General features: G+C 41.6%; 25 protein-coding genes and 3 tRNA genes. 10 read left to right on the forward strand and 18 right to left on the reverse strand.

Annotated elements, in window-relative coordinates; genetic code table 11:
- The first annotated feature begins 12 nt into the window (after positions 1–12).
- Positions 13–831 (forward strand): pyrroline-5-carboxylate reductase, encoded by an 819-nt coding sequence (gene proC / locus QOL23_RS02865; RefSeq protein ID WP_283400079.1) that lies wholly within the window; start codon positions 13–15, stop codon positions 829–831.
- On the forward strand, positions 832–1,578 hold the full coding sequence (locus QOL23_RS02870) for a UPF0280 family protein (protein ID WP_283400080.1): 747 nt from the start codon (positions 832–834) through the stop codon (positions 1,576–1,578).
- On the opposite strand, the gene QOL23_RS02875 is transcribed toward QOL23_RS02870, so the two are convergent.
- The 3 genes from QOL23_RS02875 to QOL23_RS02885 are packed head-to-tail and all read right to left on the reverse strand — an operon-like array spanning position 1,565 to position 4,903.
- On the reverse strand, positions 1,565–2,944 hold the full coding sequence (locus tag QOL23_RS02875; protein WP_283400081.1) for an RAD55 family ATPase: 1,380 nt from the start codon (positions 2,942–2,944) through the stop codon (positions 1,565–1,567). The genes QOL23_RS02870 and QOL23_RS02875 overlap by 14 nt on opposite strands.
- Positions 2,935–3,198, reverse strand: a complete 264-nt coding sequence (locus QOL23_RS02880) for a hypothetical protein (RefSeq protein WP_283400082.1) — start codon at positions 3,196–3,198, stop codon at positions 2,935–2,937. Before QOL23_RS02880 ends, QOL23_RS02875 begins: the two co-directional genes overlap by 10 nt.
- A 1-nt stretch (position 3,199) precedes the next feature.
- The gene (locus tag QOL23_RS02885) at positions 3,200–4,903 is read right to left on the reverse strand and encodes an EAL domain-containing protein (protein WP_283400083.1); all 1,704 of its coding nucleotides are present in this window, start codon (positions 4,901–4,903) and stop codon (positions 3,200–3,202) included.
- A 104-nt stretch (positions 4,904–5,007) separates the two neighbouring features.
- Between QOL23_RS02885 and QOL23_RS02890 the strand changes: the two genes are divergently transcribed.
- The gene (locus QOL23_RS02890; protein WP_283400084.1) at positions 5,008–6,339 is read left to right on the forward strand and encodes a TolC family protein; all 1,332 of its coding nucleotides are present in this window, start codon (positions 5,008–5,010) and stop codon (positions 6,337–6,339) included.
- On the opposite strand, the gene ispD is transcribed toward QOL23_RS02890, so the two are convergent.
- From ispD to hisD, 8 genes are all read right to left on the reverse strand, one after another.
- Positions 6,318–7,022, reverse strand: a complete 705-nt coding sequence (gene ispD, locus QOL23_RS02895) for a 2-C-methyl-D-erythritol 4-phosphate cytidylyltransferase (protein WP_283400085.1) — start codon at positions 7,020–7,022, stop codon at positions 6,318–6,320. The genes QOL23_RS02890 and ispD overlap by 22 nt on opposite strands.
- Complete coding sequence (locus QOL23_RS02900) at positions 7,019–7,999, reverse strand: PIN/TRAM domain-containing protein (protein WP_283400086.1); 981 nt, start codon at positions 7,997–7,999, stop codon at positions 7,019–7,021. Before QOL23_RS02900 ends, ispD begins: the two co-directional genes overlap by 4 nt.
- Positions 7,996–8,484 carry a CarD family transcriptional regulator gene (locus QOL23_RS02905; RefSeq protein WP_283400087.1) on the reverse strand — a complete coding sequence of 163 codons (489 nt, stop codon included), beginning with the start codon at positions 8,482–8,484 and terminating at the stop codon, positions 7,996–7,998. Before QOL23_RS02905 ends, QOL23_RS02900 begins: the two co-directional genes overlap by 4 nt.
- Before the next feature lie 9 nt (positions 8,485–8,493).
- Positions 8,494–9,351: an SDH family Clp fold serine proteinase gene (locus tag QOL23_RS02910; RefSeq protein WP_283400088.1), complete on the reverse strand. Its 858-nt coding sequence runs from the start codon at positions 9,349–9,351 to the stop codon at positions 8,494–8,496.
- A 10-nt stretch (positions 9,352–9,361) separates the two neighbouring features.
- Positions 9,362–10,645: a dihydroorotase gene (locus QOL23_RS02915; RefSeq protein ID WP_283400089.1), complete on the reverse strand. Its 1,284-nt coding sequence runs from the start codon at positions 10,643–10,645 to the stop codon at positions 9,362–9,364.
- A 12-nt stretch (positions 10,646–10,657) separates the two neighbouring features.
- The gene (locus tag QOL23_RS02920; protein ID WP_283400090.1) at positions 10,658–10,990 is read right to left on the reverse strand and encodes a cytochrome c3 family protein; all 333 of its coding nucleotides are present in this window, start codon (positions 10,988–10,990) and stop codon (positions 10,658–10,660) included.
- Positions 10,991–11,036: 46 nt separating this feature from the next.
- The gene (locus QOL23_RS02925) at positions 11,037–11,972 is read right to left on the reverse strand and encodes an aspartate carbamoyltransferase catalytic subunit (protein ID WP_283400091.1); all 936 of its coding nucleotides are present in this window, start codon (positions 11,970–11,972) and stop codon (positions 11,037–11,039) included.
- Positions 11,973–12,055: 83 nt separating this feature from the next.
- Positions 12,056–13,381 carry a histidinol dehydrogenase gene (hisD, locus tag QOL23_RS02930; protein WP_283400092.1) on the reverse strand — a complete coding sequence of 442 codons (1,326 nt, stop codon included), beginning with the start codon at positions 13,379–13,381 and terminating at the stop codon, positions 12,056–12,058.
- A gap of 91 nt (positions 13,382–13,472) precedes the next feature.
- On the opposite strand from hisD, the gene QOL23_RS02935 reads away from it, so the two are divergent.
- Positions 13,473–14,213, forward strand: a complete 741-nt coding sequence (locus tag QOL23_RS02935; protein WP_283400093.1) for a spherulation-specific family 4 protein — start codon at positions 13,473–13,475, stop codon at positions 14,211–14,213.
- Position 14,214: 1 nt separating this feature from the next.
- On the opposite strand, the gene QOL23_RS02940 is transcribed toward QOL23_RS02935, so the two are convergent.
- The 3 genes from QOL23_RS02940 to QOL23_RS02950 form a co-directional block, all read right to left on the reverse strand.
- Positions 14,215–14,310: transfer RNA gene (locus QOL23_RS02940), tRNA-Ser, on the reverse strand.
- Between the two features lie 5 nt (positions 14,311–14,315).
- A tRNA-Lys gene (locus tag QOL23_RS02945) sits at positions 14,316–14,391 on the reverse strand.
- 5 nt (positions 14,392–14,396) lie between these two features.
- Positions 14,397–14,491: transfer RNA gene (locus tag QOL23_RS02950), tRNA-Ser, on the reverse strand.
- A 65-nt stretch (positions 14,492–14,556) separates the two neighbouring features.
- On the opposite strand from QOL23_RS02950, the gene QOL23_RS02955 reads away from it, so the two are divergent.
- Positions 14,557–14,727 (forward strand): Trm112 family protein, encoded by a 171-nt coding sequence (locus QOL23_RS02955; RefSeq protein WP_283400094.1) that lies wholly within the window; start codon positions 14,557–14,559, stop codon positions 14,725–14,727.
- Positions 14,728–14,831: 104 nt separating this feature from the next.
- The gene (gene rlmN / locus QOL23_RS02960) at positions 14,832–15,884 is read left to right on the forward strand and encodes a dual-specificity RNA methyltransferase RlmN (protein ID WP_283400095.1); all 1,053 of its coding nucleotides are present in this window, start codon (positions 14,832–14,834) and stop codon (positions 15,882–15,884) included.
- On the opposite strand, the gene folK is transcribed toward rlmN, so the two are convergent.
- Genes folK through QOL23_RS02975 form a run of 3 tightly spaced genes read right to left on the reverse strand, consistent with a single transcriptional unit; the run spans position 15,838 to position 17,734 of the window.
- Positions 15,838–16,251 carry a 2-amino-4-hydroxy-6-hydroxymethyldihydropteridine diphosphokinase gene (gene folK, locus QOL23_RS02965; protein WP_283400096.1) on the reverse strand — a complete coding sequence of 138 codons (414 nt, stop codon included), beginning with the start codon at positions 16,249–16,251 and terminating at the stop codon, positions 15,838–15,840. The two genes, rlmN and folK, sit on opposite strands and share 47 nt — an antisense overlap.
- Positions 16,239–17,234 carry an SPFH domain-containing protein gene (locus QOL23_RS02970; protein ID WP_283400097.1) on the reverse strand — a complete coding sequence of 332 codons (996 nt, stop codon included), beginning with the start codon at positions 17,232–17,234 and terminating at the stop codon, positions 16,239–16,241. The genes folK and QOL23_RS02970 overlap by 13 nt, the downstream gene beginning before the upstream one ends.
- The gene (locus QOL23_RS02975) at positions 17,234–17,734 is read right to left on the reverse strand and encodes a CinA family protein (protein WP_283400098.1); all 501 of its coding nucleotides are present in this window, start codon (positions 17,732–17,734) and stop codon (positions 17,234–17,236) included. Before QOL23_RS02975 ends, QOL23_RS02970 begins: the two co-directional genes overlap by 1 nt.
- Positions 17,735–17,807: 73 nt before the next feature.
- Here QOL23_RS02975 and QOL23_RS02980 point away from each other — a divergent pair, with 73 nt between their 5' ends.
- From QOL23_RS02980 to QOL23_RS02995, 4 genes are read left to right on the forward strand one after another with little or no spacing between them, the layout of a single operon-like run.
- Complete coding sequence (locus QOL23_RS02980) at positions 17,808–18,110, forward strand: nucleotidyltransferase family protein (RefSeq protein ID WP_283400099.1); 303 nt, start codon at positions 17,808–17,810, stop codon at positions 18,108–18,110.
- A gap of 48 nt (positions 18,111–18,158) precedes the next feature.
- Positions 18,159–19,262 carry a histidinol-phosphate transaminase gene (hisC, locus tag QOL23_RS02985; protein WP_283400100.1) on the forward strand — a complete coding sequence of 368 codons (1,104 nt, stop codon included), beginning with the start codon at positions 18,159–18,161 and terminating at the stop codon, positions 19,260–19,262.
- Positions 19,259–20,437, forward strand: a complete 1,179-nt coding sequence (locus tag QOL23_RS02990) for a metallophosphoesterase family protein (RefSeq protein WP_283400101.1) — start codon at positions 19,259–19,261, stop codon at positions 20,435–20,437. The genes hisC and QOL23_RS02990 overlap by 4 nt, the downstream gene beginning before the upstream one ends.
- Positions 20,418–21,143 (forward strand): ComF family protein, encoded by a 726-nt coding sequence (locus QOL23_RS02995; protein ID WP_283400102.1) that lies wholly within the window; start codon positions 20,418–20,420, stop codon positions 21,141–21,143. The genes QOL23_RS02990 and QOL23_RS02995 overlap by 20 nt, the downstream gene beginning before the upstream one ends.
- Here QOL23_RS02995 and QOL23_RS03000 read toward each other — a convergent pair.
- On the reverse strand, positions 21,132–22,088 hold the full coding sequence (locus QOL23_RS03000) for an oligopeptide/dipeptide ABC transporter ATP-binding protein (RefSeq protein WP_283400103.1): 957 nt from the start codon (positions 22,086–22,088) through the stop codon (positions 21,132–21,134). The two genes, QOL23_RS02995 and QOL23_RS03000, sit on opposite strands and share 12 nt — an antisense overlap.
- Positions 22,089–22,090 lie beyond the last annotated feature (2 nt).

A 22,090-nucleotide genomic window follows, 5' to 3' on the forward strand; every position in this document is an offset into this window, starting at 1 on the left:
AGAGAGGTAATTATGAACGTTAGAATCGGATTTATCGGCGGCGGAAATATGGCAGAAGCATTCATAAGCGGCTTCGTAAACGGCGAATTGATACTGCCAAGCAAAATCCACGTTTCCGACGTTAACAAAGAAAGGCTTGAATACCTTAAAAACACTTACGGAATTAACGTTCACGAAACAAACGTATCTGTCGTTCTAAACAGCGATATAGTCTTTCTATCAGTAAAGCCTCAAGTGATGAAAGCGGTTTTGGAAGAGATAAAGGAAGCCTTAACGCCAGCACAGGTAGTAGTTTCTATGGCAGCAGGTTATCCGATAAAGAAGATAGAGGAAACTTTAGGAGACGACAAAAAAATCGTCCGCATAATGCCAAACATACTGGTAAAGATAAGGAAAGGAGTAATCGCTCTAACTCACAACTACCGTTTGTTAGACGAGGAATTAAGCACTGTTAAAGAAATTCTTTCTGACTGCGGAGAAGTCGTTGAGGTTGAGGAAAAACTCTTTGACGCCGTTACTGCAATTTCAGGCAGCGGACCAGCGTTCATATTTCTAACCATAGAAGCGTTAGCCGACGGCGGCGTAAAGGCAGGACTACCAAGAGAAGCAGCTCTCAAGTTAGTAACGGCAACAATTGTAGGTTCTGCAGAAATGGTGAGAAACGGCGAACACCCTGAAGTTTTAAAGGATAAAGTCACATCACCTGCAGGAACAACAATAGCAGGACTGTCAGCTTTAGAAGAAAGAGGTACGCGTTACTCTTTCATAAAAGCGGTAGAGGAAGCATTCAAACGTTCAAAAGAGATATCTGAGTTGATAGAGAAGTTATAGATGCTAAAGAAACCGAAACCGGAAAAGCGCTTCTACAGAAAATGGGAAAAACGTAAAGGCTTTAAATCTTTTGAAATAGTCTCAGGCGAAAGTGATATATTCATTTCTGTTCCGGAAAAACACTACTCAGAAGAACTTAAAAAGACACTACTAAACAGACTTATAACTCTCAGAGAGCAGATACTCTCGTTTTCAAATAAACACAGAGAATTCCTCACCTCTCTTACCCCTGTAAAAATCCCCCCCCTCTCACCAGCCATAATCAACTACATGGCAAAAAGCGCGAAAGAGATAGGCGTAGGACCTATGGCAGGAGTGGCAGGTGCAATAAATTTTTACCTCTCAGAAACGCTGAAAGAGAGGGGAATTGACGAATTTTTCATAGAAAACGGCGGAGACACCTATTTCTCATCAAAATCGCCGGTAACGGTAGGAATAATTACAGGAAGTCCGAACATTGACGGCAAAATAGGCATTAAACTCGCGCCAGGAACCTGGAGCGTGTGCAGCTCTTCAAGCAAGATAGGTCATTCTTTAAGTCTTGGAAGAACACAGTTAGTCACGGTTGTAGCGAAAGACCCTGCTATTGCGGACTGCGCCGCAACGTTTTTGGCAAACAGCAAAAGCGTAGAGGAAGTTCAGGAACGCTTCAAAAAGATAAAAGATAAAATCACCGGCTTCCTGTCGTTCATAGACAACAAGTTCGCCTTCTACGGACTGGAACTAACTGCGGTTAAAACTCGTTAATCTCTACGCTCCCTTCTTCCAACCTCTTTTCTAACTTAATACCGCCTTTTTCTATCCTGTAAGTGTAGAATACGTTACCAACAGGCGTTCCCCTTGCTTTGACAACTCCTATAACCCTTTTTATAACGCCCTTTATAGGAACGTACTTTAACAGTATAAAAGCATCAGCCATATACGATATACCGTAATCTTCGTTTCCGCCGGGAACTAACTCTTTCGTGAAAACGGCAGTTATTCCGTTCTTTTTAAAGAAGTGAACGAGAGAGTAGATTAAGTCAACCAACCTAACCTTGTTAGGTATTCTGGATACAACGTCAAAGATGGAATCTATCGTAACGCGCCTGTAACCACCATTTTTGATAATTTCTATCATTTTAAAAGATAACAGGTCTGGGTCAACCTCTGTAGGAGTGATAAAAACTAAATCTATTAGCCCCTTATCTCTATACTTCTTCACAGGAAGACCTAAAGTTTCTCCGTTTGATTCAATACTGCCAGGCGGTTCCTGAAAAGATATATGTAATCCCTTTTCTCCTTTTTCTGCTCCGGAAATAAGAAAATGCAGACATAGAGTTGTTTTCCCAAGACCTGCATAACCCTTAACAACAGCCGTTGTGCCCCTTATCAACCCACCCGTCAGAAGCTTATCCACTCCATCAACACCAAAACTGCACCTATCCTGCGGATTTACTTCTACGTTGTAAGGTTCAACCTTTATCCTCGGGTAAACGGTAATGCCGTCAGAAGTAATAACCAAAGGATGGTTTCCGGCAAAAAAATCCCCACCCCTCAACTTATCCACTCTAAAATACTTCCTCTCATAGTTGTTAAATATTTTCTTCTCAAACGTAAATATCACATCGGCTATATAAACAACAGGCGTATCCTTACCGTTAACCCATTCACCAACTAAAACGGTGGATATCCCTCTCAAGCTGTTTTTGACCGAAAGGCTGTAGGTCAACTTCCTTACTTCTTCCCTTGAAAGCAAGGATTCAACAGCTTTGTAACTATCTATAAAAACAAAATCGGGGCTGAAACCCTCTATTAGCTCATCTATCTTGGCAGCTATATCTTCCGCCTTAGGAGAAAACAGAAAATCCTCAAGAGAAGCCATAGCAAAGTTCTCAGTCAACTCTTTTGAAAAGAAAGAGAATTTGCTCATATCAGAAAATATTTTGATTGCCGGCTCACCCAAAGTGCTGATAAAAAGAGACTTTTTACCCTGCCTTGAAAGGCTGCACATCCACTGAAACGTAAACGTCGTCTTTCCTGTTCCGGGTTCTCCCCTCAAAACAACTACAGAACCTGGCGAAATACCTGTATAAAGTATCCTACCATCAATAAAAGGAACGCCTACTTCCATAAGTCCTCCAAAAGTAATTCTGCCACCGATTCACCGAAAGATGAAATCAAAACGCTCTTAACAGCACTCCAGAACGTAGAAAACTCACTTTCATTTAAATCTGCCAACACCTCTCTCTCTGTAAGAACAATCTTTCCAGAAACGTCAGACGGAACTTTACCAACCGCCAGCCGAAAGATAGTATAAGCTGACAGCGTTCCCAACTTCTCTTTTAACTCCTCGTAAGCCGCATTCAATTTTTTATTGTAGTCCACGTTACCTCCCGAGTAACCTGAGGGGCGGAGAGAGGAAGTATCCCTGTCCAAGTTCAACATTCATCTCCTTTAAAAGCTTATAAACTTTTTCATTCTCTATCCACTCGGCAAGCAGAGTAATGTTCAGGTTATCACAGACGTACTTAACGGCAGAAACGATAATCTCATCCTCTTTTGAAAACGCAAGATTCCTGATTAAACTGCCATCAAGCTTTATATAGGTAGGATGTAACTTTTTAACGTAATCAAAACCGGAAAATCCACTTGCAAAATCATCTATCGCAAACTCAAACCCTTTCACCTTTAACTTATTAAACAGGTCAACAACTGAAGCCATATCTTTCACGTACTCCCTTTCCGTTACTTCAAAAACAATCTCTTCAGCCGGTAGCTCTTCTGAAACGGAAAGCAGAAATTCTCTGTTCTGAGGATTGGAAAGAAACTTACCCGAAAGGTTAACAAACAACTTTTTCCCTTTCAGCTCCTCTATCTCCTCTTTCCATTTAGGAATTTCGGAAAGAACTATCTTGTCAAGCTCCTGCCACAAATTCAATCGGTCTAAAACGTCCGCATAAACGTAAACCGATTTGAGTTCGCCATCCTCCTCAAACCTTGATAGCACTTCATAACCGTAAATCTCTTCCCTTTTCATATCAAAAATCGGCTGAAAAACAGGAATAACTTCCCTGTTAAGAACCTTCTCTTTTATACAGACAAAGCAGTCAAACTTCCTAAAAAAGCGCTCCCCGAACTCTTCTCTTTCTCTTATCTTCAAAATTGCAGACCTACCTTCCTCCTTCAGCTTCTCAAGAGACATAAAAATAATTCTTTCAACATCTTCAGGTGATTCAGCCACGCTGCCCAAATCAAGAATAGCCATAGAAACGCCAACGCTGAAATTCTCTGGCATTACCAAAAAGCTCGTCTTATCCTTCAAAAGCTCGTAGCACTCATCAACGTCCTTCTCACAGACGAAAAGGAACTGCCCAGAGCCCAAATAACCGCAGATAAACTCTGACCCCGCTTTTTCAAGAACTTCTTTAAAGACGTTTCCAACAAAGTTAATGACCCTGTTACCAACCAAGTTGCCAAAGCGCATGTTTATAAGGTTAAGGTCGTTGATATCAATTATCACTGCCGTTAAACTCTTTTTCGTCTCTACAAGGCGTCTAACGAGTTCTATTGCAACGTCCCTGTTTAAAAAGCCCGGGATAACACTTACAGGAGAGCGATTTTCAAGACCGTAAAGGTAGAGAAACGACAGAAAAGAGAGCAGAAAAGAGAAAGCCGAAACGTCCGGTGGTTCCTGGTCGTTAAAACCTACCGATAGGTAGAAGTCTAAGTTTTTGGCATCTATAGAAAGCGGAATCAAAAGATAGTTCTCGGGGCTTTTTTCTGATTTGCCTTCTAAGGTAAAAGTCTTTACGCTCTCTTTGCGGATTTCAACGCCCACCGATGAAAGTTTTTCAATTAAAGCGTCCAAAACTTTTTGAAAGGAGCAATCGGAAGAGGAGATGAATTTTACAGACTTGTCTTCAAGAACTATGAGAGAGAGGGAAGGGGAGGTGAAGGGGGGGATTTTTCTCAAACCATCAATCATATGAAGAACCACTTCCTCAGGAACAGACAGCTCAGAGACAGAAAGAAGTAACTTAGAGAAAAGCTCCCTCAGTTTCCCCAACAGTTTTAAACTTTGACTACCCATCATCTCCTCTCGGTTTAAAATTATACTCTTATTTACAAAATGCTTGACAGAAGAACAACGAGGATATATAAATTGATTGCAATATTTGAATTAATGGGGTAGATATGAAGAAGTTTCTAACGTCCACGTTATTGCTCTTTCTAATAACCTCCACCTCCTACGGTTTAACGCTTCAGGAAGCCGTCAAAACAGCCCTTAAAGAAAACAACTACCTGAAAGCTCAAGAAATCAGCGTAAAAGAAAAAGAGATTAACCTTAAAATATCAAAAGCCCGTCTTCTGCCCTCTTTCTCTTTATACACCGACTACAACAAAACTACAGACCCACCTTACGCAATTATGAATAGAATGGAAGTTCAAAAACTTGATATGTTCAACACAAACTTTAACGACCCCGGAAAATCCCAACTCTTCCGCACCGGAATAAACGCTTTCCTTCCCATATGGCTCGGCGGAAAATTAAGGATAGGAATAGATATTTCAAAGAAAGACCTAAAAGCCGAAAAAACAAAACTTTCCAAAAGTAAACAGGAAATAATCTACCAAGTAGTTAAGGCTTACTATCAGGTTCTCACCGCAAAATCCTACGTTGAAACGGCAAAGTTAGCTGTAAGAGATGCTCAAAAACACGTAAAAGACGCCGAAACCGCTTATAAAGCCGGACTTACTGTAAAATCCGATGTTTTAAGAGCTAAAGTCTACCTTGAGCAGGCAGAAGAAAATTTAGTAAAAGCAAAAAGCAACTACGAAATAGCAAAACGAGCGCTGCTAACGGCAATGGGACTGATGCCACTGAACTCTATAAATATTGACGGCGAGCTGACCTATAAAAAATTCAACTTTAACCTTCAAAAACTTATCAAAACAGCACTGAAGAACAGACCGGAATTAAAAGAGCTATCTATCAGAGAAAAGCAGAGTAACGATGTAGAAAAGTTAGCAAAAAGCGACTTCTTACCATCTATCGTTGCCTACGGTGACTACTTCATGGCTTCAGATGCAGAACCTCTTGATAAAGACAACTCAAGCTGGACGTTCGGATTAAAGGCTTCCGTTAAACTTTTTGACGGCGGCATAAGGTTTAGAGAAGTTGAAAAAGCAAGACTAATGAAGCTCAAAATAAAGGAAAACAGAGAAAGAGCTGAAAAAGGAATAGCATTTGAAGTCTCTCGTGCATACTACAACTTCCTTCAGGCAGAAAAGAGAGTAGAACTCTCCGCAGCAGCAATAAAATCGGCAGAAGAATCTTTAAGAATTATGGAAAAGAGGTACAAAAACGGCTTAGCCACCATAACAGAGCTACTTGATACACAAACAGCGCTAAATCAAGCAAGGAGTAACTACGTTGCAGCCCTTTCAGCTTACAGAATGGCTGTAGCAGACGTATACTACACGACAGGAACTATAGACAAACACTATAGTGAATTGGCAGAATAGGAAAGGAAAAATTCAGCTAACTTTACATCTTCCTTAGTTGTAATTTTTATGTTAAAAGGCTCTCCAGGTATGGTAACAACGCTGTAGCCGTACCTTTCCAACAGCGCTGAATCGTCAGTCGCCCAAAAATCCTCCCCCACCGCCCTCTCATGACATTTTAAAATCACCTCATACATAAAAACTTGCGGCGTTTGAACTAAAACTAACTTATCCCTGTCCAGAGTTCTCTCCACAAAAAAATCCCCCCTCTCAAGCGGCGCCCCAACGACCTTAACTGTATCCCTTGGTTTCAAACCGGGAATAACGCCATCAACCTCATAATCGGACAAAGCGACAACCAACTCTCTAACAAGCGACTGAGAAACCAAAGGTCTTACGCCGTCATGTATTAAAACCTCATCAACTCCCTCATTCTCAATCGCCTTTAAACCCTTAAAAACAGAACTCTGTCTTTCCTCTCCTCCAGGAACGACGTACTTAATCTTCTTAAACTTCTCCTTTAGCTTTTCCCCAAATTCCAAATCCTTGGCAGGCAGAACCAAAACTATACCGTGAACAAGCTCACTTTTTTCAAAAACTCTCAAAGTGTACTCAATTACAGGAACGCCGTTAATCTCAAAAAACTGCTTCTTTCCACCAAACCTCCTGCCCAGCCCGGCAGCAGGTATTACAGCGTATCTCACTTAACCACCTCTTTAACCCTTGCAAAAATTATCTTACCCGAAGAGGTCTGTAAAAGGTTATTCACAAGTACTTTAACCTTATGCCCTATCAGATGTTTGGCATCATCAACAACAACCATCGTACCATCATCAAGGTAACCAACAGCCTGGTTCTTCTCTTTACCTTCCTTAACTAAGAAGACAACCAACTCCTCCCCAACTGCAACAACAGGCTTCAAAGCGTTGGCAAGGTCATTTATGTTCAAAATCTCAACGCCTTTTATAGATGCAACTCTGTTCAAATTATAATCGGTAGTAATCAACTTCGCTCCAAGTCTCCTGCAAAGCTCTACAAGCTTTGAATCAACATCCCTAATCCACGGAATATCCCTCTCGTAAATTTCAACAGGCGGTTTCTCAAGCATCCGTAACTGAGAAACCATATCAAGTCCCTTCTTCCCCTTCGTTCTCACCATAGGGTCAGTAGAATCTGCAAGAGTCTGAAGCTCCTCAAGAACAAATCGCGGAATCAAAATCTTTCCTTCAATGAATCCCAACTTAGCTATCTCTACAACTCTACCATCTATAAGAGCGCTCGTATCAACGACCTTTAACGTCGTATAAAGTCCTCTTTCCTCTTTCAGCAACTCCGAAAGAGGTTTCCTACTACCTATTTCAACAGCCGTTAAACCAAAAAGGTAAGGAAGAGTTAGGAAGAGAATCTCTTGGAGGTAAGGAAAGTTAGTGAAGAGAGAGAAAAGCGAAAGCGTTATACCTTTGGCAAGGTAAAGTCCCAAGAAGAAACCGGCGGAAAACAAAAGAACGGTTTTAATCTTAAGCTTCCTCTTCATCAAAAACTCATAGAAGAGAAAGGAAGCAGCAGAGATGAATATACCAACAATTAAAGACTGCGTTAAAGTAAAGCCGTAATGTTTGAAAATAGCCGTAGAGACAAGCAGGAGGAATATTAAAAACCCTCCCATCACCTTTGACGTCACTTCTGCACCTCTTTAAGAATCTTCCTTATCCTCTGTTTTATCTTCTTTACAGGCTCCCCTAAAGATAAAGCTATCTCTTCAGATAACTTACTAAACGCCTCTTCAAACATCCTCTTTTCAGAGTAAGAAAGGTCTTTATCCTTCGCTCTAAAAGAAAGATTACGAACAACTGTAGCAAGCTCTTTAATGTCTCCGGTTCTCAACCTATCAACGTTAAGCCTGTGTCTAACCGTCCACTTCTCACTTATATTGGTCGGGGTTTCAGAAAGAAACTCAAATATCTCTGCAATTTCTTCTTCAGAAAGGATATGTCTGATACCGGAAGTCTCAGCTGCAGCTTCTGGAATCAGGATAGACATATTCTTTCCAACAAGGGAAATCCTCAGATAAACAACTTTTCTCCCCCCTACCTCCCTTTCTTCAGTTCCTTCAATAACGCCAACGCCGTGAGGGGGACAGGCAACCTTATCTCCTACTTTAAACATCAGATACTCCTAATGAGGTTTCTTCACCGGCACCTCTCCCTTTTTCGGTTCCCCGTAAGGAACGGGAACGTACTGAACAGAAGGTTGTCCTCCCGGTTGATAGTAAAGCTCCATAAGGTCGTAAACCTCTTCCGGAACCTCTGTAGTAACGTTCAACCCCAACTCTTTAACCACTTCAACGTTCAAAGGATAATCGTGCGTCCAGTAACCGCTCGTTAGAATCTCCGCTATCCTTTCAGCTTTTTCCCTGTCATGACCTTTAAGCGTCAGAACCCTAACTATTGTATTTTTCATCTGTACAAGGGCTTTTTCTGCAACATCCGCCATTATCAACGTTTCATCTTTCAGTTCCGTTTTCTTCATCTGGGCAACTTTCACAAGAGAAGGAGCAGGAAACTGACCAAGCTGCGGGTCAAGAGGACCTAACACGGCGTTTGAGTCCATAACTATTTCATCGGCTGCCAGAGCTATAAGCGTCCCGCCGGACATAGCATAATGGGGAACAATAACCCTAACAGGCGCTTTCCTCTTGGCAAGGGCTGAGGCTATCTGCGTAGCCGCAAGAGCAAGCCCACCCGGAGTATGAATAATCAGGTCAATAGCCATATCGTCAGGCGTCATCCTTATCGCTCTCAGGATACGTTCAGAATCCTCAATCGTTATGTAGCGAACCAAAGGAAATCCCATAAAGGCAAGTCTTTCCTGACGGTGAATCATAGTAATAACGCGGGATTTTCTCTTTTTCTCTATCTCTTTTATAAGGCGGAGACGCGCCCACTCAAGATTTTTCTGCTGAAAGAGGGGCCAGATGGAAAAGAAGATAATAAGCAACCAGAAAATGTCAAAAAAAGTTGGACCCTGATGCATGGAGTCTCCTTTATAAATCTTTAAACACTATTTTACCATTATAAAATGTCATTTTAACTTTTCCTTTTAATTTCCAGCCCAAAAACGGCGAGTTAAAACTTTTTGACCTAACCATTTCTCTGATAAAAACGTACTCTTCGTCCGGGTCAAAAACGGTAACATTTGCCCTCGCTCCAAGTTTTAACGCTCCTATATCACTTCTCTTTATGATTTTAGCTGGAGTGGTAGATAGCCTCTCCACCATCTGAGAAAGCGTTAGATACCCCTTTCTAACAAGCTCTAAAGTAAGTGGCAACATAGTCTGAAGACCTATTATTCCAAAAGGTGCAGCACAGAATTCAACCATTTTCTCATCTTCTGTATGGGGAGCGTGGTCTGTAGCGATAGCGTCGGCAACTCCGCTTTTTAAAGCTCTCCTACAGGCTTCAACATCTTCTGAAGTTCTCAACGGTGGGCACATCTTAGCACTGGTGTTGAAGTCCCTGACAGCTTCCTCCGTAAGTGTAAAGTGGTGAGGCGTTATTTCACAAGTTACGTTTATTCCTTCTCTTTTCGCCATTTCTATAATTCTCAAGGCATTAGAAGTAGAAACGTGACAGATATGGATATGAGCGCCCGTAAGCTTTGCAACCATTAAATCTCTTAAAATCCCTATCTCTTCAGCTTCTGCCGGCATACCAGGAATGCCCAACAGCGTTGAAATCATTCCCTCGTTCATATGACCGCCGGCGGAAAGAGTCTTATCCTCACTATGGGTAAAAACAGGAATTCCAAGAGAACGGGCGTAATCCATCGCGTTTCTCAAAACCTTCGCATCTTTAGGCGTTTCACCATCATCAGAAACAGCAACTATACCGGCTTTTACCATCAAACCTATTTCTGCTAATTCCTCTCCCTTTAACCCTTTAGTTATTGCTCCAATAGGAAAAACATCACAGAGACCAACCGACTTCGCCTTTTCCACTATATACCTTGTAACGGCAGGATTATCGTTAACAGGGTCTGTGTTAGCCATACAGCAAACAGAAGTTACTCCTCCCGCAACGGCAGCCTGCGAGCCCGTTTCTATGTCTTCTTTCCACTCCTGCCCGGGGTCTCTAAAGTGAACGTGCAAATCTATAAATCCAGGAGAAACAACTAAACCATCGGCATTAACAACGGTTACCGCTTCAGAAATAGGAATGTTCTTCTCAACTTTAACAACTTTGCCGTTATCAATAAGAATGTCTGTTACTTCATCAATTGAAAGGGAAGGGTCTACAACCCTTCCTCCCTTTATAAGGAGAGAATCCATTCTCTACTCCTTCTACCGTTTTTGAGCCAGTGCAGTTTGTCTGTGACAGCGGGTGCAGTTGGCTGGATTTTTAGCGCTAAACGCTTTCACCCCATTATGACAGGCGCCGCAATACTTACCTTGCCATATATCCTGCATAGTAAAGTGGTCTGCTCCAAACTTTTTCTTAAACAGCTTCGGATGGCAGTAAAAACAGTGTTGGTGCTTTACCTTTACGTGATAAACGTGGCTAAATACCACATCACCTTTAGGTGTTTTAAAAACAAGGTTTTTATTAAGCACTCCACCTTTAAAACAACCGTAGATAAACAGCGCGGCAGCAGGTAAAAGCAGAAACTTACGCATTTACAAACCTCCTTTCATTTCTCCCCATCCCCAAACTGCCGCTCCTCTAATGTATCTCTTCCTTCAACTTCTCAAGCCTTCCACAGAGTAGAGAAAGGACTACCATTCTCACTGCCAACCCGGTTTCTACCTGGTTGAAAATTAAAGAACGCTCCGACGTTACAACGTCATTGTTTAACTCAACGCCCCTGTTGAAAGGACCAGGATGCAGTATCACCGTTTCAGGCTTTAACATTCCAAGACGCTTTCTATTCACGCCAAACAGCTCTGCGTATTCCCTTAGAGAAGGAAATACTTTTTTCGCATTTTGCCTTTCAAGTTGAATTCTTAAAAGAATAATCACGTCAGAAAGCTCTGCTACCTCCTCAAAAGAGTTTAACTTTTTAACACCTAAAGCTTGAGGAAATCTTGGCATCATAGGTGAAGGACCATAAATAAAAACTTCCGCCCCTAACTTCCTGAAAAGTAAAGCGTCTGAACGAGCAACTCTGCTGTTAACTATATCTCCCATTATCGTTATCTTCTTACCTTCAAGCGTTCCAAACCTTTCTAAGAGGGTTATCGCATCAAGAAGTGCCTGTGTGGGGTGTTCCCTCCTTCCATCACCTGCATTTACAACAGAGGCGTTTATATGGTTTTTAACGGTATAAGGTGCACCTTCACACGGATGCCTTAAAACGATAACGTCTGGATGCATCATATCAAGATTTTTTAAAGTATCTATAAGGCTTTCACCCTTCTTAACGCTGCTAACGGAAGCCGAAATATTTATCACGTCGGCAGAAAGAAACTTGCCAGCCTTTTCAAAAGAGGAACGGGTTCTTGTGGACGGTTCAAAGAAAAGGTTTACAACGCACTTACCTCTAAGAACGGAAAATTTCTTTCTATCTTCTTTTAAAGCTTTCTTTACCTGTTGAGAAAGCTTATATACCTCCTGAAACTGCTCTTTTGAAACATCCTCTATAGAAATCAGGTGTTTCATTATCACCCCTTAGCTTTTTTTCGGCTCTTTTGTAAACTCTTCTGCCCTAACAATACCTAAAGTACCTGCTAAAGTTATTTCCCTCAAACTTTTTCCTCTAACTTTATAGGTATCTTTATCGCTTCCCTTACTTCAACTGCAAGCCTGTGAGCCTCAAGCCCTTCACATTCAGCCAAATTCCTTGCATGTTCAGATACTCTTTTAAAGCCTTCTTTACTAACGTAAAGAATGGAAGAACGCTTTACAAAATCGTAAACACCTAAAGGCGAGAAAAATCTCGCGCTTCCACCTGTAGGAAGAACGTGGTTTGGACCTAAAACGTAATCACCCAAAGATTCGCAAGTATGGTGTCCTAAAAAGATTGCACCTGCGTGCTTTATTAAATCCAGTAGAGCAAACGGTTCTTTTGTAGCAACCTCAAGATGCTCTGGTGCTACTTCGTTGGCTACCTGACAGGAATGGTAAACGTCCTTAGTTAAAAACACCGTTCCAAAGTTTTCTATTGACTTTTCTGCAATTTCTTTCCTTTTAAGAGTTTCAAGCTTTTTATAAAGAGCATCTACAACTTCTTCGGCAAGTTTTTCATCATGAGTTACTAAAAAAGCACCAGCAAGCTCGTCATGTTCTGCTTGAGATAGAAGGTCTGTAGCAACCCATTCTGGATTTGCCGTTTCATCGGCTATAACTAAAATCTCACTCGGTCCTGCCACCATATCTATGTCAACAGTTCCAAAGAGAAACTTCTTTGCAAGAGCAACGTAGATGTTTCCAGGACCTACTATCTTGTCAACCTTAGGTATAGATTCTGTTCCATAGGCTATTGCGGCAATCCCGTGAGCGCCGCCAACCCTGTAAATCTCATCAACGCCAGAAAGTTTAGCGGCAACTAAGGAATAGGGATTAACTTCAAGCGTTCCAATAGCTGGCGTTATCATAACAACCTTTTCAACGCCGGCAACCTTAGCAGGAACAGCGTTCATAATAACAGAAGACGGATAGGAAGCTTTTCCACCTGGAACGTATATACCTGCACTTTCAAGCGGCGTTACTTTCTGTCCTAAAACAATTCCCGGTTCTGTAACGAAATAGGAATTTTCAAGTTGCTTTTCGTGAAACTTCCTTACTCTATCAACAGCAAACTTTATGGCATCTATTACTTTAGGCTCAACTTTTTGAAAAGCTTCTTCTATCTCCTCTTCAGAAACTTTTACGTTTTCAGGAGTTAAGTCAACTCTGTCAAATTTTTTAGCGTATCCGAAAACAGCAGTATCACCATACTTTTTAACGTTTTCTATTATTTCTAAAACAGAAGACGCGTATTTACTTTCTAAACCCTGACCTCTGTTTTTTATTCTTGAAAGTTCAGGGTCTTTCTGCCAGTCATCTTTCCTTAAATCAACTCTTTTCATAACGAACTCCTGATGCGGATTTAAATACAAATTATATCAGCCACAAACGGTAAAATTTAAAAGAAAAAGCAAAATGTCATCAGGAGAAATTATGAAAAACTTCTTTTTCCTTTCTCTTATGCTAATCTTCTTTAGCTGCGGAGGTTCTCCTTCTAATCAAACCACTTCAACCCTTAAAGGAAGTATCCTTTTTGCTTATAACTACAATTCTACTCTGTGGCAATCTATTGAATCTGCCCCTTCCGGAAACAAAACAATCTTCGTAGTGGTCAATCCTGACGATGGACCTGGAACACAAACCGACCCTCTTTACAGCAACTTTATAAATGAACTCACTAAAACAGAGAAAATCCCCCTCGCCTACATTTACACAAACTACGCCCAAAGAGACATAACTTCAGTAGAAGCAGACGTAAATGCATGGCTGGAACTCTACCCGGAAATAAAAGGCTTCTTCTTTGACGAAGTAAGCGATTCAGAAGAAGACCTTCCTTACTACGAAGAATTAGAAAACTACGTAAAAGCTAAAGGAAACTATTATATAGTCCTGAATCCCGGAACGAACGTTCCAGAAAGTTACTTTGAAATATCAGATGCCGTTATAACCTATGAAGATTCCGCAGAAAATACAGGAAATTACGTTCCCCCACCGTTTTACAGCAAGAATGCCTGCGTAATCTACGGCGTAAGCGATAATTTATGGAAAGAGGTATTCAACGAGTTTAAAACGAAATGCGCCTACCTGTTTATAACAAACGGAACGTTGCCAAATCCTTACAGTGAGCTACCAGATTACTTTGAAGAAGAGATAAAGAGTATAGAAGAAAATTGAGTGGCGGAGAGGGCGGGATTCGAACCCGCGGTACGGGCTTTAAACCCGTACACCCGCTTAGCAGGCGGGCGCCTTCAGCCAGCTCGGCCACCTCTCCAAGAATGGTGAGCCGGGGAGGATTCGAACCTCCGACCTACGGATTAAAAGTCCGTTGCTCTACCAACTGAGCTACCGGCCCACTTGTGGCGGAGGGGGAGGGATTTGAACCCCCGGAGGGCTGGTTAGGCCCTCAGGTGATTTCAAGTCACCCGCCTTCAGCCAGACTCGGCCACCCCTCCGCGTTGCGTAGAAGAAAAATATAACCTATGTTTTAAGCTGTCAACTGAAATCTGGAGGAATTGTCATGCTTCCAAAAGAACTTTTAGAAGTTTTAGCCTGCCCGCAGTGTAAAGGAGACTTAGAATACAGGGAAAAAGAGCAAAAATTGGTGTGTCACAAGTGCAAGTTGGCTTTTCCCATCGTTGACGACATACCTGTAATGCTCATTGAAGAAGCTGAAAAGTTAGAGGGGTAAAGGATGAGCACAATAAGCTTCTTGCTTTCCCTTTTAATAGCAGTTGTCTTTATCACTTCTACCGCCTACGGCATCTACAAAACCTTTAAAAAGAGGAAGCAGCAATGACCTGTCTGAAAGATTTAACGTTTAAGGAATTACAAGACTTTGTAACTTCCATAGGACTTGAAAAATACAGAGCAAAGCAGATTGCTCAGTGGCTCTACAAAAAGAGAGTCAAATCTTTTGACGAAATGACAAACATTTCAAAGCAGACAAGAAAGCTCCTTTCTGAGAAAGCAAAGATAGATGCCCTGAAACTGGTAAAAGTGGAAGAATCATCCGATGGAACGAAAAAATACCTTTTTGAACTTGAAGACGGCAACAGAATAGAGTCAGTTTTCATACCGGAAAGAGACTGGAACACGCTCTGCGTTTCTACTCAGGTTGGATGCCCGATAGGTTGCAAGTTCTGCCTTACCGCAAAGGACGGATTTGCAAGGAACTTAACAACAGCAGAAATCGTTGACCAATATATACAGGTTCAAAGAGATGTGGGTGAGGAAAACCGCATTTCCAACGTAGTATTTATGGGAATGGGAGAGCCGCTTTTAAACTTTGATAACGTCAGGAAAGCCGTAGAAATCATGACGGACAAAAACATGCTTGACCTTTCAACAAGAAAGGTAACGATTTCCACAGTAGGAATAATTCCCGGAATAGAGAGAATGGCTAAAGAGATGAACAAAGTTAAGCTCGCCATTTCTCTCCACGCAACAACAGACGAAGTAAGGGATAAGTTAGTGCCGATAAACAAAAGGTATCCCATAAAAGAACTTTTCAAAGCATTAAGAAAGTATCCGGCAGACAACGTAAGAAGAATAATGATTGAATACGTGATGCTAAAGGGCGTTAACGATTCAGAAGAAGACGCTAAAAGACTTGTTAAGTTAGTAAAAGGCATCCCTGTAAAAGTCAATCTGATACCCTTTAATCCATATCCGGGCGCTGAGTTTGAACCTTCACCGCGCAGCCAGATAGAGAAATTTCAAAAAATCCTGTGGGACAACAACGTTGCAGCGTTTATAAGGGATTCAAGAGGACAGGACATTTCGGCTGCCTGCGGAATGCTCAGAACGAAGGAAAAGAACCAGTTAGCTCAAAATATATCTTCCTGAAAAAATCCCTGTCTTTGAGGCCCGGGTGGGGGATTTTCAGGCGGGGCGTGCTAATTTTCACTTCATCGTAAGTTATTATGTCCACATCTATTACTCTGGGACCCCACCGATAAGTAGGATACCTGCCTACCTGTTTCTCTATCCACTTAGCAAGGTAAAGGAGTTCCTGAGGAGGATGAAAAGTTTCCATTAAAATGCCTGTATTGAGAAATGGAGGCTGTTTTTCCACTCCAAACGGCGTAGTTTCGTAAATGTCCGTTCTTTTCAGTATTTTTCCCGCTTCTTTCTCTAAAAAGTAAACAGCTCTTTCAAGGTTAGTTAGCCTGTTTCCTAAATTACTGCCTAAAATAAAAACTACTTCTGCCATTTATCGTTCAACCACATATGGAAATTGCTGCTTTGGGGAACGTTAAGGAAGAGTTTAATGTTGGGGTTCTTTGAAAGGCTTTCTGCTATCTTCTCTTGAACGTTAAGTTCCTTCCACTTGAGAACAGCTTTATTGATAGACTTTGACAGCATTTCGTTAGCCTTGGCTTCCGCTTCTGCTTTCTTCAGCCTTGCTTCTGCTTCCGCTTTTGCCTGAATTACCCTCTGTTCAGCTTCTGCCTGTGCTTTTATAACTTTCTGTATCTTTTCCGTTTCCGCCTGTATTTTCTTAACTTCTTGTTCGCGTTTTGCCTGCTCTTCAACGTACTTCATTCTTTCAGCTTCCTGTTTTGCAAGCTGAACTTCTTTTATCTTTTTCTGAATCTCTGGAGGGAGAAGAATATTTCTAAGCTGAACACCTACCACCTGAACAGCCTTTTGAGATTGCTTCGCAATTTCACTTCTTATTCCCTGCTCTATCTTAGTGGCTATTTCCGTTCTTTTAGTCGGAATGGTCTCTGCTGGGTAGTTACCTATTACGTCTCTAACTACTTCTCTAACTATAGGATTAACCAATTTTTCTTCCCAGTTCCAGCCCCACCTTTCAAGGGTTTCTGCTGCCTGGTCGGGCATCAACCTATACTGCGTAGTGAGTTCTACTTCTATAGGCAACCCTCTCTCATCTAAAACGGTTATGGCAGGCTTGTTTATTATGCCTTCTTTGTCGGTTAAATCTCTTGTGCCTTTGTAGTTGATGGTGTGGATTTTTACGTCAACCTTTCTTATATCTTGAATGAGAGGCATCTTAAAGTGAAGTCCAGGAGGTAATTCATGAGGGTCGTACTTACCTAAAGTAATCTTTACGCCTACCTGTCCAGATTCTATTGTTTCAAATGGCTTGAATACACCAAAAGCAAACATAAGAACGAAAAATATTCCCAACAATCCTGCGAATTTTCTAAGTTCAGGCGGAGCTTCTTTCACTATTTAACCTCTTCTTTAAGAATTTCTATCAACAGCTTTAACGCTTTTTTGGCAGCTTTCCTCCTTCTGTGGTTACGGCGCTTAACTTCATCCGGGTCATCATCTTTAAAGATAAACTTAAACACTTCTACTCTATCCTTTACTGCTACACCAATGTAGGTTAAACCGACAGGCTTTTCTTCCGTTCCACCGGAAGGTCCTGCTATTCCGGTAGTGGAAATAGCACAATCGGTATTCATAAGTTCCTTAACGCCTAAAACCATTTCTCTCGCTGTTTCTTCACTAACTGCACCGTATTTGAGTAACGTTTCTGCCTTAACGTTTAAAACCTTCATCTTTATGTGGTTATCGTATGCAACTACACCACCCATAAAGTATTCTGAACTTCCAGGAACGTTAACGATTCTGGCTGCCACTAAACCACCGGTGCAACTTTCAGCCGTAGAAAGTTTCAATCCAGCCTTTGTTAAAAGCTCTTTAAGTTCAAATTCCGGTTTCATGACTTAACTCCGTAGATAGTTATAATTATTCTAACATCACGCTTCACGTTTAAAACAATAAAGGAACTGCAGTATGAAAAAGGAAGAGGTAATAAAAATCCTGCAAAAACACAGGAAAGATATAGAGAAGTTCGGCGTAAAAAGAATCGGCTTGTTCGGCTCTGTGGCAAGAGATAAAGCTAACGAGAAGAGCGATATTGATTTTGTTGTTGAGTTTGGAAAAGGGAAAGCCACATTCAAAAATTTCGGGGGATTGATTGAGTTTTTGGAAAACCTTTTCCACAGAGAAATGGATATTTTAACACCAGAAGGAATCAAAAGCATAAGAATTAAATCCGTAAGGGAAAGAATAAAAAAAGAGGTAGAGTATGTTTGACAGAAGCAACAAGGAGTTTGTCATAAATCTAGTATGGAGGAAAATAGAATGTTTTCTCTACCAGAACACATAAAAAAAGTTCACGTTTACGAACCTGGAAAACCGGAAGATGAACTGAAAAGAGAGTTAGAACTAAAAGAAATAGTCAAGTTGGCTTCAAACGAAAATCCCCTCGGCCCCTCCCCCGCAGCCGTCAGAGCAATCATTGAAGACCTGAAAAACCTCAATCGCTATCCAGACGGAAATTCCTACTACCTCAAAAAAGCCCTCGCAGAACATTTAAACGTTGAAATTGAAAATATCTTTGTAGGTTTGGGTTCTAACGAAGCGCTGGATATCATCTCAAGAGCATACTTAAGACCTGGCAAAAACGCCGTTTACAGCGAAAAATCCTTCGCCGTTTACCCCATAGTCGTTCAGCTTGCAGGCGCAGAGCATAAAGTTGTAAAAGCTAAAGATAACTACTATATGGACCTGAAAGCGCACCTTGATGCAATAGACGAAAACACAGCAGTGGTGTTTTTAGCAAACCCAAACAACCCGACAGGAACGGCATTTACAAGAAAAGAGTTTGAAGAGTTTTTAAAAGAGTTCCCCAACGACGTTCTGCTCGTTTTAGATGAAGCTTATTACGAATACGCCGTAGGAGCAGGTTTTGATATAGAAAACGGCGTTGAATACATTCACGAAAAGAACATAGTGGTAACGAGAACGTTTTCAAAAATTTACGGACTTGCAGGTTTAAGGTTAGGATACGCCGTTGCTAAAAAGGAAATAATAGAAGACATGAACAGAATCAGACAGCCCTTTAACGTAACAAGACCTGCACAGGTAGGCGGCGTTGCAGCGTTAGAAGATAAGATGTTTATCAAACATTCTCAGGTGGTAAACGAAGAAGGCAAGAAGTATCTATACGAGCAGTTTGAAAAGTTAGGGCTTGAATACGTTCCAACCTACGCAAACTTCATACTGGTAAAGGTAGGATTTCCCAGCAGAGAAGTATTCAACCGCCTGCTTAAAAAAGGCGTTATAGTCAGAGCTATGGACGGATACGGCTTCCCAGACCACATAAGAGTTACAATCGGAACGATGAAGGAAAACATCTTCTTCATCAACAAGCTTAAAGAGGTTTTAGAGGAGTTAAGAGGTTGAAGATAGCCCACATCTCAGACAGCCACACAGGATACGCCCAGTATAGACTTATAGAGAGAAAGAGAGACTTTTTACTGGCGTTTGAAAGGGCAATAGATGAAAGCCTCAATAGAAAGGTTGACCTGATTATCCATACCGGAGACCTTTTTGAAAGTTACCAGCCGGACATGGCAACATTTTCCGCCGTTATAAAGATTCTTCAAAAAGTTAAAAGTGCAGGTGTGGAATTTTTAGCCATAACGGGAAATCACGACAGGGCTTTAAGGGGTGGCGTCGTTCCGCCTCACAGAGTTTTAGAAGAGTTAGGACTGCTGAAGTTTCTCAATATTAAACCGGGAATTCCTGTAAAAGAACAGGTTTTTTCGGACGGCGATTTTGTAATCGCTGGATTTCAATACCTTCCTAAAAGGCTGTTAGACGCTTTTAAAGAGGATATCTTCCCCTCACTTTCCGAATTAGCAGCAAAGAGCAAAACGTCAATTCTGATGTTCCATCAGGGAATAAAGCAGTATCTACCTTACGAAGAAAGCTACGAGATGGACTTTGTTGACCTGCCGGAAGGGTTTGATTACTACGCAGGCGGGCACGTTCACGCCTTCTTAAAGGAAAACGTCAAAGGGGGAATACTATCCTACGCAGGCGCTACGGAGTTCAGAAGCAGGAGAGAAGCTGAGAGGAATTTCAGGGGTTTCAACGTCTTTGATACAAAAGAGAAAAAGCTTGAGAGAATTGAATTGGAAGGTTTAAGACCTTTCATAGTTGTTAACTGTAACGAGGAAAACGTCAAAGAAGAGTTAGAAAAAGCTTTAAGCAGAGCCGAAGAAAGCGAGATTCCACCGATTGTTGTAGTTGATTACAAATTCAGAGGACTTGAAATTGAAACTTTCTCGGAAACTCTTAAATCTCTGGAAAAGGTTTCATTAACTTTGAGGATACTGAAAAAACGGCTGGAAGGAGAAGAAAAAGAGCTAACGGGCGGGAAAGGAAAAAGCTACGCCACGTTCTTGGAAGAGTTTATGAAAGAAAAAGGCGCTGGAAGCAGCGCCATAAAGGTTGCAAAAGAGCTTTTAGACGCATCGCCGGAACACGTAGAAGAGATTTTAAAGGCTTTCTCGTTTGAGATGACGGGAAGCGAGAGGCTAAAGGAATTTTTGGATGGGGTGGGGGATTTTTAACCTTTTAGCCGACGTTCTATTCCCTTCCTACTGCGCCGTTTGCGGAAAAGTTTTAATCGGAAAGGATAACTACGCCGTTGCCTGCAGAGATTGCTGGAACGAACACTTTAAAGCCTACAAAGGCGTAAAGTGCCTGATTTGCGGACATCCGGTTGAAAAGCTGCCGGGGAGCGGAAACCTGTGCAAAAGGTGTCTTGAAAGCGGCAGGAGGTTTTACTTTGAGGGGGTGGATTTTTTCGGCATCTACGAAGGGCTTATAGAATACGCCATTTATGAGCTGAAGTTTGAAAAAAACCTGCCGGTTGCAGGGTTCATAGGAAAGGAAATCAGCAGGCAGCTGAACAGTTTTGCCCTGAAAAATCGGGTTGATGTAATCACGTTCGTGCCCGTATCTGAAGAAAGGAAAAGAGAAAGAGGCTACGACCAGTGCGAAGAAATTTTGAAAGCAACCGGTATTAAATTTGAAAGCTTATTAGAAAAAACGTTTGAAACTGAAAGACAGGCTACTCTTGAATTCTCTAAAAGGCGGGAAAACGTAAAAGGATGCTTCAGGGTTAACAGAAACGTAAAAGGAAAGAGAGTTCTACTCTTTGACGATGTCTTCACAACCGGCGCAACGGCAAACGAAGCGGCAAAAACTCTGAAAGAAGCAGGAGCAGAAAGGGTTTTTGTATTTACAGTAGCCTACACCGTTTTAGGAAAATAGAAGACACGCAACTTTCCTGCCGTTTTCCACCACTATCGGTTTCATGTCAAATGAAAGGCACTCTTTCTTTCGGTAAGAGCATCTAAAGTAGAAAGGACATCCACTTTCTGGAACTTTTTCATCGTCAGTAGATATTACCCTCTTTTTCTTCAAACCTATTTGCGGAACAGGGGTGGATTCAACTAAAAGCTTGGTATACGGATGCAGGGGAGATGAGATAACGTCTTCGGTTCTACCCTCTTCAACGACATAACCTTTATACATCACGATAACTCTGTCGCTTACGGCTTCCACGGTAGGCAGAGAGTGAGAGATAAAGAAATAGCTCATTCCAAACTTTTCCTGAAGGTCAAGAAAAAGGTTGACAATCTGCGCCTGAACGGAAACGTCAAGTGCTGAAGTGGGTTCATCTGCAACTATGAGTTTTGGCTTTAAAGCAACTGCCCGGGCGATGGCAAGGCGCTGCTTTTGACCGCCGGAAAGCTGGTGAGGGTAACTCTCAAGAGCGTTTAAAGGAAGGTTAACTAATTCTATAAGTTCTCTGGCTTTTTCCTTCAATTCCTTCTTTATATAAGCGTAGTTTATCTTTAAACCTTCCGTAACGATTTCCCAGCCTTTCATTCTTGGGTTTAAAGAACCCTGAGGGTTCTGGAAGACTGCCTGAACGTTAAGCCTGTAGTTTCTATACTCTTTGCCTTTCAGAAAACGAATGTTTTTACCCAGATACCTGATTTCGCCCTTTGTGGGTTTTTCAAGGTCAAGGATGGTTTTGGCGAGGGTGGATTTTCCGCAACCGCTTTCACCTATAACGCCAAGCGTTTCCCCTTCCTTCACGTAAACGCTAACGTCCCTTAAAGCCACCAACTTTTCTATCGTTCTGCCAAACCAGTCTTTTTTAACCGGAAATTCTTTAGTTACATTAATCGTTTCTATTAACTTTTCCAAAA

Source organism: Desulfurobacterium pacificum (assembly GCF_900182835.1).
Classification (GTDB): domain Bacteria; phylum Aquificota; class Aquificia; order Desulfurobacteriales; family Desulfurobacteriaceae; genus Desulfurobacterium_B; species Desulfurobacterium_B pacificum.

Bases quoted from the DNA above. Each gene is read 5' to 3' on its own strand.
- proC (WP_283400079.1), top strand. From the start codon at position 13: ATGAACGTTAGAATCGGATTTATCGGCGGCGGAAATATGGCAGAAGCA.
- QOL23_RS02870 (WP_283400080.1), top strand. From the start codon at position 832: ATGCTAAAGAAACCGAAACCGGAAAAGCGCTTCTACAGAAAATGGGAA.
- QOL23_RS02875 (WP_283400081.1), bottom strand. From the start codon at position 2,944: ATGGAAGTAGGCGTTCCTTTTATTGATGGTAGGATACTTTATACAGGT.
- QOL23_RS02885 (WP_283400083.1), bottom strand. From the start codon at position 4,903: ATGGGTAGTCAAAGTTTAAAACTGTTGGGGAAACTGAGGGAGCTTTTC.
- QOL23_RS02890 (WP_283400084.1), top strand. From the start codon at position 5,008: ATGAAGAAGTTTCTAACGTCCACGTTATTGCTCTTTCTAATAACCTCC.
- QOL23_RS02905 (WP_283400087.1), bottom strand. From the start codon at position 8,484: ATGTTTAAAGTAGGAGATAAGGTTGCCTGTCCCCCTCACGGCGTTGGC.
- QOL23_RS02910 (WP_283400088.1), bottom strand. From the start codon at position 9,351: ATGCATCAGGGTCCAACTTTTTTTGACATTTTCTGGTTGCTTATTATC.
- QOL23_RS02915 (WP_283400089.1), bottom strand. From the start codon at position 10,645: ATGGATTCTCTCCTTATAAAGGGAGGAAGGGTTGTAGACCCTTCCCTT.
- QOL23_RS02920 (WP_283400090.1), bottom strand. From the start codon at position 10,990: ATGCGTAAGTTTCTGCTTTTACCTGCTGCCGCGCTGTTTATCTACGGT.
- QOL23_RS02925 (WP_283400091.1), bottom strand. From the start codon at position 11,972: ATGAAACACCTGATTTCTATAGAGGATGTTTCAAAAGAGCAGTTTCAG.
- hisD (WP_283400092.1), bottom strand. From the start codon at position 13,381: ATGAAAAGAGTTGATTTAAGGAAAGATGACTGGCAGAAAGACCCTGAA.
- QOL23_RS02935 (WP_283400093.1), top strand. From the start codon at position 13,473: ATGAAAAACTTCTTTTTCCTTTCTCTTATGCTAATCTTCTTTAGCTGC.
- QOL23_RS02955 (WP_283400094.1), top strand. From the start codon at position 14,557: ATGCTTCCAAAAGAACTTTTAGAAGTTTTAGCCTGCCCGCAGTGTAAA.
- rlmN (WP_283400095.1), top strand. From the start codon at position 14,832: ATGACCTGTCTGAAAGATTTAACGTTTAAGGAATTACAAGACTTTGTA.
- folK (WP_283400096.1), bottom strand. From the start codon at position 16,251: ATGGCAGAAGTAGTTTTTATTTTAGGCAGTAATTTAGGAAACAGGCTA.
- QOL23_RS02975 (WP_283400098.1), bottom strand. From the start codon at position 17,734: ATGAAACCGGAATTTGAACTTAAAGAGCTTTTAACAAAGGCTGGATTG.
- QOL23_RS02980 (WP_283400099.1), top strand. From the start codon at position 17,808: ATGAAAAAGGAAGAGGTAATAAAAATCCTGCAAAAACACAGGAAAGAT.
- hisC (WP_283400100.1), top strand. From the start codon at position 18,159: ATGTTTTCTCTACCAGAACACATAAAAAAAGTTCACGTTTACGAACCT.
- QOL23_RS02995 (WP_283400102.1), top strand. From the start codon at position 20,418: ATGGGGTGGGGGATTTTTAACCTTTTAGCCGACGTTCTATTCCCTTCC.